Annotated in this window: 10 protein-coding genes; all 10 read right to left on the reverse strand. The window is 42.3% G+C overall.

The genetic code is table 11. From position 1 onward, the window contains the following. Nucleotides 1–161: 161 nt before the first annotated feature. The 10 genes from alaS to frsA all read right to left on the reverse strand — a co-directional run bounded on the left by alaS (nt 162) and on the right by frsA (nt 13,269). Nucleotides 162–2,789: an alanine--tRNA ligase gene (gene alaS, locus PSF16_RS08945; RefSeq protein WP_272689133.1), complete on the reverse strand. Its 2,628-nt coding sequence runs from the start codon at nt 2,787–2,789 to the stop codon at nt 162–164. 325 nt (nt 2,790–3,114) lie between these two features. Then, complete coding sequence (recA, locus tag PSF16_RS08950) at nt 3,115–4,182, reverse strand: recombinase RecA (protein ID WP_006657414.1); 1,068 nt, start codon at nt 4,180–4,182, stop codon at nt 3,115–3,117. Between the two features lie 92 nt (nt 4,183–4,274). After that, nucleotides 4,275–4,790: a nicotinamide-nucleotide amidase gene (gene pncC / locus PSF16_RS08955; RefSeq protein WP_036962717.1), complete on the reverse strand. Its 516-nt coding sequence runs from the start codon at nt 4,788–4,790 to the stop codon at nt 4,275–4,277. A gap of 14 nt (nt 4,791–4,804) precedes the next feature. After that, nucleotides 4,805–6,007 (reverse strand): lysophospholipid transporter LplT, encoded by a 1,203-nt coding sequence (gene lplT, locus PSF16_RS08960; protein ID WP_272689134.1) that lies wholly within the window; start codon nt 6,005–6,007, stop codon nt 4,805–4,807. A 1-nt stretch (nt 6,008) separates the two neighbouring features. Next, on the reverse strand, nt 6,009–8,153 hold the full coding sequence (gene aas, locus PSF16_RS08965) for a bifunctional acyl-ACP--phospholipid O-acyltransferase/long-chain-fatty-acid--ACP ligase (protein WP_272689135.1): 2,145 nt from the start codon (nt 8,151–8,153) through the stop codon (nt 6,009–6,011). Nucleotides 8,154–8,279: 126 nt separating this feature from the next. Beyond that, complete coding sequence (aroL, locus tag PSF16_RS08970; RefSeq protein ID WP_006662621.1) at nt 8,280–8,777, reverse strand: shikimate kinase AroL; 498 nt, start codon at nt 8,775–8,777, stop codon at nt 8,280–8,282. Between the two features lie 293 nt (nt 8,778–9,070). Beyond that, complete coding sequence (gene proA, locus PSF16_RS08975) at nt 9,071–10,324, reverse strand: glutamate-5-semialdehyde dehydrogenase (RefSeq protein ID WP_036962626.1); 1,254 nt, start codon at nt 10,322–10,324, stop codon at nt 9,071–9,073. 2 nt (nt 10,325–10,326) lie between these two features. Beyond that, nucleotides 10,327–11,430, reverse strand: a complete 1,104-nt coding sequence (gene proB, locus PSF16_RS08980; RefSeq protein WP_006662623.1) for a glutamate 5-kinase — start codon at nt 11,428–11,430, stop codon at nt 10,327–10,329. 115 nt (nt 11,431–11,545) lie between these two features. Next, a complete protein-coding gene (gene crl / locus PSF16_RS08985; protein WP_006662624.1) occupies nt 11,546–11,947 on the reverse strand; it encodes a sigma factor-binding protein Crl in 402 nt (133 codons plus the stop codon). Between the two features lie 71 nt (nt 11,948–12,018). After that, nucleotides 12,019–13,269, reverse strand: a complete 1,251-nt coding sequence (gene frsA, locus PSF16_RS08990; protein ID WP_006662625.1) for an esterase FrsA — start codon at nt 13,267–13,269, stop codon at nt 12,019–12,021. Nucleotides 13,270–13,306 lie beyond the last annotated feature (37 nt).

A 13,306-nucleotide genomic window follows, 5' to 3' on the forward strand; every position in this document is an offset into this window, starting at 1 on the left:
ACCGTGAAAACGTAAAGCAATGACATTCACCTAAAGCATTGATGCCATCAATGGCAATAATTCTAATTATTTACAAGCAAAATATAACACTACCGGCAACACATTAACAATGCTGCAACAGATTAAAGTTACCCCACTAAAATGGGGTAACTTCACAGCAATTATAGTTTTGAATCAACCCATTGTTCGACACTTTCCATCGCTGTCGGTAATGCACTTACGTCAGTACCTCCAGCCATCGCCATGTCTGGTCGACCGCCACCTTTACCGCCTACTTGTTGAGCAACATAGGAGACCAAATCACCTGCTTTAATTTTAGCAGTCAAATCATTAGTCACACCAACAATTATACTGACTTTATCACCACTTGTGGTTGAAAGCACGATAATCGCCGATTTCAGCTGATTTTTTAGATCATCGACCATTGTTCTCAATAGTTTAGGATCAGTATCACTTAATTGACTAACTAACAGTTTGATACCTTTAACATCTTTCGCTTTACTACTTAGTGAAGCACTTTCTTGAGACGCTTGCTGATCTTTTAACTGCAAAATCTCTTTTTCAAGATTTCGTGATTTATCTAATGCAACTTTGACTTTCTCAACTAAGCTATTCACGTCACCCTTTAACAGATGGGCAATTGCAGAAAGCTGTTCAGATTGAGCATGTAAATGCTCCATGGCGGCGGCACCTGTTGTCGCTTCGATACGACGAACCCCTGCGGCGGTCCCAGATTCACTTAAGATACTGAATAATCCAATATCTCCCGTGCGGCTAGCATGCGTACCACCACATAATTCGATGGAGAAATCCCCCATACTCAGAACACGTACGCGCTCTTCATATTTTTCACCGAATAATGCCATAGCCCCTTTTGCTTTCGCACCCTCTAAATCCATCAACTCAGTTTCAATTTCTGAGTTTTGACGAATTTGCGCATTCACAATATCTTCTACTTGGCGTAATTGCTGCTGCGTCATCGCTTCGAAATGAGAGAAGTCAAAACGGAGATACTTGTCATTCACCAGCGAGCCTTTCTGAGAAACATGCTCACCTAACACTTGGCGTAACGCGGCATGTAATAAGTGAGTCGCTGAGTGGTTTAGACGAATTGCATTACGCCTTTCACTATTGACTATAGCCGCAATTCGATGGTTGACAACTAATGAGCCTGATTCAACTTTACCGACATGACCAATTGCTTGACCATATTTTTGGGTATCCGTCACCGTAAACTGAGCACTGTCATTCGTTAAAACGCCAGTATCACCAACTTGACCACCTGATTCAGCATAGAATGCAGTTTTATCAAGGATCACTAAACCTTCATCACCGGTATGCAATGAATCGACAGGCTGACCATCTTTATATAATGCGATGATCGTCGCTTGCTGTTCATCATGCTGATAGCCGGAGAATTCGCTGCGTTTATCAACTTTGATCAGGGCGTTATAGTCTGCACCAAAGCCACTTGACTCTCTTGCTCTGCGACGTTGATCTTCCATTGCTCGTTCAAAACCAGCTTCATCAACTTTGATGTTGCGCTCACGGCAAACGTCAGCAGTCAAATCTAGAGGGAATCCATAAGTATCATAGAGACGGAATGCAGTTTCGCCTTCCAGCGTATCACCTTTCAGTGATGCCAACTCTTCGTCTAATAATTGCAGACCACGTTCTAAAGTACGAGCAAACTGTTCTTCTTCAGTTTTTAAAACTTTCTCAACTAGAGCTTGTTGACGTTGCAGCTCTTCCGCAGCAGGTCCCATAACTTTAATTAAGGTAGAAACTAATTTATAGAAGAAAGTCTCTTTCGCACCCAGCATATAACCATGGCGTACAGCACGACGAATAATACGACGTAAAACGTAGCCACGACCTTCGTTGGATGGGATAACACCATCACTGACGAGAAATGCGCATGAACGGATATGGTCAGCAATAACACGTAAGGATTTGTTGGATAAATCCGTTGCGCCTGTTGCTTCGGCAGCCGCAGCAATCAGTTCACGGAAAATATCAATTTCATAGTTAGAATTAACGTGTTGCAGAACTGCAGAAATACGCTCTAACCCCATCCCTGTATCTACAGATGGTTTTGGCAGAGGTTCCATTGTACCGTCTGATTGACGGTTAAACTGCATAAAGACCAGGTTCCAAATTTCAATATAACGGTCGCCATCCTCTTCAGGACTACCAGGAGGTCCACCCCAGATATGATCACCATGATCATAGAAGATTTCGGTGCAAGGACCACAAGGACCTGTGTCGCCCATCTGCCAGAAGTTGTCAGATGCGTAAGGCGCGCCTTTATTATCACCAATGCGAATAATACGTTCGACAGGAACACCAATTTCTTTGTTCCAAATATCGAAAGCTTCATCATCTGTTGCGTACACAGTAACCCACAATCTTTCTTTTGGTAGGTTAAACCATTGTTCGCTAGTTAAAAGTTCCCATGCAAAGCGAATAGCATCGTGTTTAAAGTAATCACCGAAGCTAAAGTTGCCTAACATTTCAAAGAATGTGTGGTGGCGAGCAGTATAGCCCACGTTTTCTAAGTCGTTATGTTTACCACCTGCACGTACACAACGTTGTGCGGTTGTCGCTCGGGAATATGCTCGTTTATCCAGACCAAGAAATACATCTTTGAACTGGTTCATCCCTGCGTTAGTGAACAATAGTGTTGGGTCATTATTTGGCACTAGCGAACTGCTGGCTACCACCTGATGACCTTTCGTATGGAAAAAGTCGAGAAACGCTTGACGGATCTCAGCGGTGCTTTTACTCATATTTATCCCGATATCAAGCTGAAAACAGAATTACGAATTGTTGAGATGGAATGTAACATCACCTCTAATCAACTCTCCGATTAAAAAGTGACTGATAAGATAAAGTCTCTTTGTATAGAAGTAAAATATAGATACATCCATTCGCGGCTTTCATTGTAAAGCGTCTGAATATTTTCTGAAAGTATGTTTATACCTCTGGCTGGGGTATTTTTCCACAGAAAAACTGTTCAATAAACTATTATTGTGATAGGCAGACACAAAAAAGCGCCATTCAATTAAGAATGACGCTTTTTATTTTAAATTATTTCAACATGTTACTATTGAATTAAAATTCTTCTGGTACTTCTTCTTCATCAGAATCATTGATGAAATCAGTCGCTGCACTCTTAAATTCACCTGTGTGGTTTAATAATAAATCACGCAGTTTAGTATCAATTTCCTGTGCAACTTCAGGGTGCTCTTTCAAGTAGGTTGTTGAGTTAGCTTTGCCTTGACCAATCTTGTCACCATTATAGCTATACCAAGCACCTGCTTTTTCAATTAGCTTGTGTTTAACCCCTAGGTCAATCAACTCACCAAAGGTGTTGATACCTTCACCATATAGAATTTGGAATTCAGCCTGTTTAAATGGCGCCGCAACTTTGTTTTTTACGACTTTAACACGGGTTTCGCTACCAACGATCTCTTCACCGTTTTTGACTGCACCAATACGACGGATATCTAAGCGAACAGAAGCATAGAATTTCAGCGCGTTACCGCCAGTTGTAGTTTCTGGGTTACCAAACATCACACCAATCTTCATTCGAATTTGGTTGATGAAGATCAGCAAGGTATTTGAGTTTTTCAGGTTACCGGCTAATTTACGCATTGCTTGGCTCATCATACGAGCCGCAAGACCCATATGTGAATCACCGATTTCACCTTCAATTTCTGCTTTTGGCGTTAACGCAGCAACGGAGTCAACGATGATAACATCCACAGCACCAGAACGAGTGAGTGCATCACAGATTTCTAATGCTTGCTCACCGGTATCAGGTTGAGAACACAGCAGATTATCAATATCGACGCCTAGTTTTTTTGCATAGATAGGGTCAAGAGCATGCTCAGCATCGATGAATGCGCACGTTTTACCGCTACGTTGAGCAGCCGCAATAACTTGTAAAGTTAACGTCGTTTTACCTGAGGATTCAGGACCGTAGATTTCAACAATACGCCCTAATGGCAAACCACCTGCACCTAAAGCAACGTCAAGAGATAAAGAACCTGTTGAAATGGTTTCAACATCCATTGTACGGTCTTCACCAAGACGCATAATAGACCCTTTACCGAATTGCTTTTCGATTTGACCTAATGCTGCCGCAAGTGCTTTTTGTTTGTTTTCATCAATAGCCATGTTTACTCCCTATGGCAATGGTTGAAACCATTGCGAATAAAACGATTGAATTCGATTTGTTGAAACTAAGTATACTGTATAATCATACAGTATCAAGGAAATTTTTCAGATATTAACTGCAAAAGCATTTTTAGCGCATAACCAGTTGATTGCAAACGAACTTGATTCCGATCACCTTGAAATATCTGATGCCGAGTCACGACATCGACAGTACCATTTGCCTGCTTTAATGCAAAACCAAACCAGACTGTACCAACGGGCTTTTCTTGGCTACCGCCACCTGGTCCTGCAATACCACTGACTGACATCGCAAAATCGGCTTGCGCTTCATGTAATGCCCCAACAGCCATTTCTTGTACTACTTGCTGGCTCACTGCACCAAACTGCTCTAGTGATAAATTTGTCACTCCAATCATTTGGTGCTTGGCTTCGTTACTGTAGGTCACAAATCCACGATAAAAATAGGCTGAACTACCAGAAATATCTGTCAAGACTTTAGCAATCCAGCCGCCAGTACAAGACTCAGCCGCAGTGACTGTTTTACCCAATTGCAGTAAGCGTTGTCCTAACTGAATACTTAATGTTTCGAGTTGCTTCTCATCTATCATTTGGCTATTCACCATTATGCTGTTTTTTTACGGGCACGATCCCACATCCACAATCCCGCGATCGCCACTGCAAATACGACACCAAAACCAACGCCGACACTCACCACGGAGAACCCGACCTTCATTGCCAGAGAATATAACCCCAGCATTAATAGCATCGCGCTGTTTTCTCCCAAATTTTGTACTGCGATAGCATTCCCTGCCCCAACAGTTTCTTTACCTTTTTCCTGAAGTAATGCATTTAATGGAACAACAAATAATCCACCAAAAACGCCTAATACCATCAAGATGAAATAAGAAGGAATAATATGAGTTTGTAGTGACAGGAATACAACCATGACCCCAATCATAATTCCGGCAGGAATACAGCGATAAACCGTTTTTAAGGTAATAAATTTTGCCGCTAATCCTGCCCCAACGACAATTCCCACCGCAACCATCGCATTCAAAATAGTTGGCGTTGTGTTATCTTGCAAACCAAGTGCTACAGGTACCCACGCCACCAGCAAGAAACGCAACGTCACTCCGGCTCCCCAGAACATACTGGTTCCTACAAGGGAAAAACGGCTCTCTTGGTTCGCCCATAAAATACGACAGGCAGAAAGAAAGTCCATCAGTAACTGTTTAAAATTCCAGCCTGTACCTGGTCTCGCCGCCGCCAAATGAGGAATGAAAAAGTTAACAATTACGGCTAAAGCATACAGTAAGGAACACGTGCCTAATGCCAGCAATAAATTAATATCGGAAAGTATACCACCAACAACCGAGCCAACTAGAATTGCTGCGATAGTGGAAGCTTCCATTAAACCATTAGCTTTAACTAAATTATCACCACCGGTCAATTCCCCCAAAATACCGTATTTTGCTGGAGAATAAGCCGCAGCACCGACGCCCACTAACCCGTAACACAGGAATGGATTAACCCCTAAGCAAATCCCCAGAGCCCCAACAAATTTAAATATGTTGGAAAATAACATGACTCGGCCTTTAGAAAACCGATCCGCTATTTGCCCCACAAACGGTGCCAACACGATATAGGTGAAGACAAATACCATCTGTAAAATAGGGTGGCTCCATTCTGGGTAAAACTCAGATTTTAGCTGAGCTAATATCGCGAATAGCAATGCGTTATCTGCAAATGCAGATAAAAACTGAGACGCCAGAACCGCTTTCATTCCGGTACTCATTAATGGCGTATTTGGTGTGCTTTCTTGCATATTAGTCCCCTAACGCCATCTGTTTTAATGTGACAAAATCAGTTTTTCCGCTACCCAATACAGGCAGCGATTTCACCCAGCGAATATCTCGTGGAACCGCTAATTCTGTTAAACCTTTTCCTTTTGCCGCTGCTGATAGGGCACTTCTGTCGAGATCTTTATCAGTCGTAAATAGGACTAATGCCTCCCCTTTACTACTATCCGGTTTGGTTACGACACCGTGCTCGCAACTTGGCGAAATTTCAGACACCATCTGCTCAATACTTTCTAGGGAAACCATTTCCCCCGCTAATTTAGCAAATCGCTTAACTCGCCCCTTAATGGTGCAGAAGTTTTTATTGTCCAGCTCAACAATATCACCCGTGTCATACCAGCCTGATTCTAATTCACCTTGCGCATTTTCCGCTTTCGGTTCTTCGAGTACACCCGGCGCCTCTACGCGCAAATAGCCCTTCATTATATTAGGACCTTTCAGCTGAAGTTTTCCGCCATGTTCAATACCTGGTAACGAAATAATACGGGCTTCCATACAGGGTAAAATTTGCCCCACTGAGCCTTCTTTTGCTGCCATTGGTACGTTAATAGATACAATCGGTGCACACTCAGTCACGCCATAGCCTTCAAGAATTCGAATACCAAATTTGTCGTACCAAATTTTCTTGGTTTTATCCGAAAGCTTTTCTGCGCCCGCAACAACATAACGAACTCTTGCAAAATCATACGGATGAGCAAAACGTGCGTAATGCCCCAAGAACGTTGACGTACCGAATAAAACCGTACAATTTCGGTCATATACCAGTTCTGGAATAATTCGATAATGTAACGGGCTTGGATATAAGAAAACTCGGCTACCCGAAAATAGTGGAATAAATAATCCGACGGTTAATCCAAAAGCATGGAATAAAGGCAGTGATGACATAAAACGATCACGCGGAGTAAAATCAGCAATCGTTTTGATCTGCTCAACGTTAGCCATCAAGCTACGGTGACTGTGTACAACTCCTTTAGGGGTACCTTCGGAGCCTGAAGTGAACAAGACAATCGCTTCATCATCGATATTACGAGGAACAATCGCCTTACGCGGTGAGAATAAATGCTTCACAATCCACAACTTATCTTGGAGCGTCACGGTGTCTTTTAAATCTTCAAGATAAATCCATGTTGCTTCCGGTACTTGCGCCGGAATATGGGTGAGTTTCCCTTTTTCCAAAAATTGTCGTGAAGTAAAAATCACTTTTGCCGTTGAGGCTTTTAAAGCATTACTGATCCCATGACTTCCCGCCGTGTAATTCAGCATCGCAGGCACTCGCCCGCGCATTAAACAGCCGAAAATTGCTGCCGCTGTCACTGTCGCATTGGGTAGCAATAATCCTACACGCTCATTTTCATGGGTATAGCGTTCGATAATTCGCCCAACACCAAGTGACTTTTTGAGCAGCCCTTGATAGCTATCTTCTTTGAACGAAATATCCTCAATACAGCGAGAACGGCGTCCATAACGTTCAATACTATCAATAAAGGCTTCGACCAATGTCATTTCTGGGCGACTCGCCATGCGTGCCGCTTTCATAATTTGATAAAGATGTTCACCGGCTAAGGCTCGACGCTCGACGGCGCGAGGCGCATCCGGTATTGGAATACTTTCAGCAGGTAAAATATGTAATGTGATTTTTGGAAACCACTTTAACGGGATAATCCCCTTTAAGCGTCCAAAGTAGCTTCTTTCTGCACCATCAATACGAATTGGCACCACTTTGGCACCAGACTTAGCAGCGACAAAGGCGGCCCCTTCATAGATCTTCATCAAAGAGCCGTGAACAGTAATACGCCCTTCAGGAAAAATAACAATCGGACGCCCTTTATCCACTTCACGAACAAGGTGTCGAAGACCTAATGGATTTTTGGGATCTAATGCAACAATATCCGCATAAGGCTTGAGCCGCTTGATCATCTTAGGTGTTGCCACAGAACTATACATGGCAAAGACTGGCTTCACAGGTAAAAACAGTGCGATCAACACACCATCAAGAAAAGAAACATGGTTCGGCGTAATGATGCATTTGTCTTGATTGAACTCATTCGTATTACCAATGACTTCTACGCGAAACAAAAACCTCAGTACTTTTTTTATTATTTTTGCCAACATCATGATTCCCTTTCTTATGGTGATAATTTTATCTATTGATTAACAATTAGATACTACAATAATTATCTCGTGACCAACCGCCCTCATTAAGAGGTTTATTCCTAAAGGCGTGAGTACACCTGACATTTATCTCAAATTTGCGATCTGCTTAATAATAGCATCAATGGATTGATTGGCATCAATAACGTGGTGGGCAGTGGATAAATAGATAGGATCACGCTGCGTCATCACTTCTTCAATTTCTTCAAGCAGTGATTTCCCCGTTAAACTCGGTCGCTGATCCGCTTGCGGTTCTGCCGCTAATCTCTTTACCAGTGTTTCTGGCGTTGAGCGTAAATAAATAACAGTGCCATTTTCTCGCATAACCTGCTGATTTTCTGGCGCTAAAATAATACCGCCACCTGTAGAAATAATGGCATCTTGCGGCTCAATTGACGCAAGAATTTGACTTTCAAGTTGCCGAAAATAATTCCACCCCTGTTGCTGAACAATATCAGCAATGCTCATTCCTGCCCGCTCCAGAATAAGTTTGTCGGTATCGATAAATTGGTAACCCGTTTTCTCAGCGAGTTTCTTACCAATCGTTGTCTTTCCTGAACCTCTTGGACCAATAATGTAAAACATTAATATTCATCCCTTCATCATGATTTCTATGATAAATTTTCCACACACATGCTTCTAGCCGGTTAGCCAAAATGGCGAATAATTTAAAAAAATAAAGCCACACTCAGTGTGGCTCGAACCATTTTAAAACCTATTGGGTTTGGAAATGGTACTTTAGAGTTGTAAAAATAAACGAGGAAAATCAATTTATTGATTTTCACCTGATAACACAAAGAGGGAAAAACCACGCTTTTATCCCTCTTTGTCTGCAACTTAAGTCACACTCAGTGTGGCTTAAGATTATTATTGTTAGATTATGGACGACTCAAAAAATCCCCGTAACCAATCCATTTATACGTTGTCAGAGCATCTAATCCCATTGGTCCACGAGAATGGAGTTTTTGGGTGCTTACTGCCACTTCGGCACCGAGTCCAAACTGTCCACCATCAGTAAAGCGCGTACTAGCATTAACGTACACCGCAGCCGAATCCACACGTTGAACAAAATAATCTGCTTGGCGAATAGATTCCGTCAAAATAGCATCTGAATGTGCGGTGCCATAATGGCGAATATGCTCGATGGCAGCATCAATATCCGAGACAATTTCAACATTAAGATCAAGAGATAACCATTCATCGACTAAATTTTCAGCTTGAACAGGTACTACTTTCGCTGCGCCACCTGTTAAAAATGCCATTGCTTTCTCACTCGCATGCAACGTCACTTGCTGTTGTGCCATTTTCTCACTTAGGCGCGGCAAGAAACTCGCGGCAATATCTTCATGAACTAACAACGTTTCTAACGAGTTACATGCACTTGGTCGCTGAACTTTAGCATTGGTAATCACGCTCAGTGCTTTATCAAAGTCCACCGAGTCATCAACAAACGTATGGCAAACACCAATTCCCCCAGTAATGACTGGGATCGTCGATTGTTCACGGCATAATCTATGTAAGCCAGCACCACCGCGTGGGATCAACATGTCAACATAGCGATCTAACTTTAATAATTTTGTCACTAATTCGCGATCGGGATTATTGATAGCCTGTACCGCATCTGCAGGTAGTCCACTGTTTTTTAACGCTTGTTGAATCACATTAACTACTGCGAGATTCGTATTATGCGTCTCTTTTCCGCCACGCAAAATAACAGCATTTCCCGTTTTTAAGCACAAGGAAGCGACATCGACCGTTACGTTAGGACGAGCTTCGTAAATAACCCCAATGACCCCTAATGGGACACGACGGCGCTGTAAATTCAATCCGCTATCGAGCTCGCTGCCATCGAGGATTTGTCCTACTGGATCTGCCAGTTGACATACCTTTCTAACATCATCCGCAATACTTTTTAAACGTGATGGCGTCAGTAATAAGCGATCTTGTAACGCTTCGCTCATACCACTTTGTTGGGCTTGCGCCATATCTAACTGATTTGCAGCTAAGATACTTGCGCTTTCTTGTTCTAACAGATTAGCAATTTGCTCAAGTGCCAAATTTTTTTGTTTTGTGTTTAATTGAGCCAACTGCCATGACGCCTCACGCGCCGCTTTACCCATTTGTTCTAACATAATTAACTCACTATCATATCGTCGCGATGAACGGCTACAGAGCCGTGTTCATAGCCAAGGATTTTACCAATATCTTGGGAATGATGACCCGCAATCATTCTGAGTGCATCACTATTATAATGACTCACGCCGTGTGCCAAATCTTTACCTGCCATATTGCGAATACGGATCACTGCACCACGAGAGAAATCGCCTTCAATTTTCTTAATACCCTTTGGTAACAATGAACTGCCTTTTTCTGTAATCGCTAATTGTGCGCCATCATCAATATAAACATCCCCTGCCGCAGGTGCGCCAAAAATCCAACGTTTACGATTTTCCATTGGATTTTTTTGACCATAGAAACGGGTTCCAACGGGAATATTTTCAATCACCGCATTAATGACATCCGGCTTATTACCCGCGGCGATAATCACATCAATTCCAGCACGCCCCGCAACATCCGCAGCCTGTAACTTCGTTGCCATTCCACCAGTGCCTAATCCCGTTACGCTGTCCCCAGCCATACGACGTAATTCATCATTTATACCGCGCACTTCAGGGATCAATTTAGCATCCGGATTACTGCGCGGATCCGCATCGTATAAACCTTCAATATCAGTCAATAGCAGTAATTTGTCGGCATCTCCGAGAATTGCAGCCAGTGCGGATAAGTTATCATTATCCCCGACTTTAATCTCTGCGGTTGCTACAGCATCATTTTCGTTAATTACTGGAATAATGCCATTATCTAATAGCGCTTGCAGTGTGTCGCGAGCATTAAGAAACCGCTCACGATCTTCAAGATCGGCACGCGTTAATAACATTTGACCAATATGAATACCATAAATGGAAAAAAGTCTTTCCCATAATTGAATTAAACGACTTTGACCGACTGCCGCCAGCAGCTGTTTAGATGCAATGGTAGCGGGCAGTTCGGGGTAATTGAGATGTTCACGCCCAGCGGCAATTGCACCTGATGTGACAATAATAATTCGGTGACCCTTTTCATATTGCTGCGCACATTGTCGAACCAGCTCAACAATTTGAGCTTGATTTAAACGACGTGAGCCCCCTGTTAAGACACTCGTGCCAAGTTTAACCACAAGTGTTTGGCTATTTTTCATCATTTTTCTGCCATTAGGATTAATAAATACAAAGTGGGTATCAGTTTTATCAGGAGATGCGCGTTATGCCAACAGGCATAACGCAAAATTAAACAAAAGTTGGTTTAAAACAATTTTATGCGCTTAATTCCAGCTTTAATTCTGTCATCAAGGGAGAAGGGAACAAGCTTAACTCAAGGGCAGATAATTGTTGGGAAAGGCGTTGATGGAAGGCGTGCAAATTCTTTTCTACCGCTTCCGCCGTTGACCCATCCTTCAAAGTTTTCGTTTGCCATTTTCCCTGACCAGTATAGATCCCTAAATTATAGGCAAATTCGAATCCATTATCGGTGGGGGCTAACTCTAACCACCACCCCCAGAATTCACGTTTTTCTGGCACAATATTCGCATTAACGCAAACCACCAAACTATCAAAAAAATAACAATTTTTGACAGATTGTTGTTCACGTAAATAAGGACCCATTGCAGCAAACTTCTTTAAAAATTTTCCATTCGTGTAATCAGTCGGTAACGCCATATTAAGGATCTCCTTCTTGGGAAGATCCCTTTTTAACAAATGTTAAAAAATAAGCAAGTTATTCAATAGAATTATAATATTTTACTTTCTAACCATTTCGTTGTTTCTGACATGGAACGCTCAAAAGCCTCTAAAACAGGGTTACTTGGCAACATCAATAAATGACTATCCATAGATGAGCGAGCAATTAAATCCGAATCAGCCTTCGGACTATAAGGATCATTTTTGAAACAGACCGTCATCATTGGAACTTGATTACGACGCCCCAGTAACCCTTGCTTCCGAAGAGAATAGCAACTTAATTCATGACGTAACGATTGACCATCGACTTGATAAATACCCAGACGGCTGGCAAAAACATCCAATGCCATACGCGGAATGTCTTTTTGATATTTTTCTTCATGCAGCAGGCTGTGAACAATCGGACCTAATACCGCAACGGCTTTAATTTTATCTGGGCACATGTACGCTAAACGTACAGCAATATTCGCGCCAAAGCGGATCCCAGTGATAGCAAATCGTGTATGGTCAATCCATGGAATGGTATCGAGTTGACGAACAACTTGCTCATGTAACGTGCTAGTTTCTTGCGAAAGGCTATATTTCCCAGAGTAACCTATCGATGGCATATCCAATGTTAACATCGCAATACCACGAGGCTCTAAATAGTCTCTAAAGTAACGGCTATAATCGGTTTGTAAGCTATCGAGCATGCCACATACCATCACCGTTGGATAAGGTCCTTGTACATTGGATGGGATATGAAGAAATCCACAAACCTCTTTGCCACCATCCACTTTGAATGGGATTTTTTTCAATTGATACTGAGAGAATTTTGCTGCGCTATCATAAGCTTTACACGCTAAAACAATGGCTTGATCTGCAAGTTCATCCCCTTTAATAAACGGGTATGCAGCAATGCTATATAAGTTTGCTGCGCGTAGCCATGCATCACAGGCTTCTTGACCTTTTTCAAATTCTAACGCTTTTTGTTGCCACTTCATGGCTTGGTGGGACCATTCAAAGCACCAATTTCCACGGCGATTGCCAATCACAGTATCGAGCCACTCTTCTCGGCTACGTTTAGCATCCGAGATAGCAATACGGCTTAAGACTTCTTCAATTTCAATGGCATCAATACCACGCCAGATCCACATCAAGCGATTAAGCATGCGATACCAATGATTATGCTGAGAACCACTTAATACACTGTGGTTTTGTAATTGCGACAGAGTATGGGAGGAATAAGAAACCAAAGTCGATGTTTCAACTTGCCTAACGCGAGGTTTAAACAGTTTTTCGGATAAATTTTGCTGAGTCATGTGGATTCCCTACTTTTACCAATTAAATCTGTCACAT

The organism is Providencia sp. PROV033, assembly GCF_028484855.1.
Taxonomy (GTDB): Bacteria; Pseudomonadota; Gammaproteobacteria; order Enterobacterales; family Enterobacteriaceae; genus Providencia; species Providencia alcalifaciens.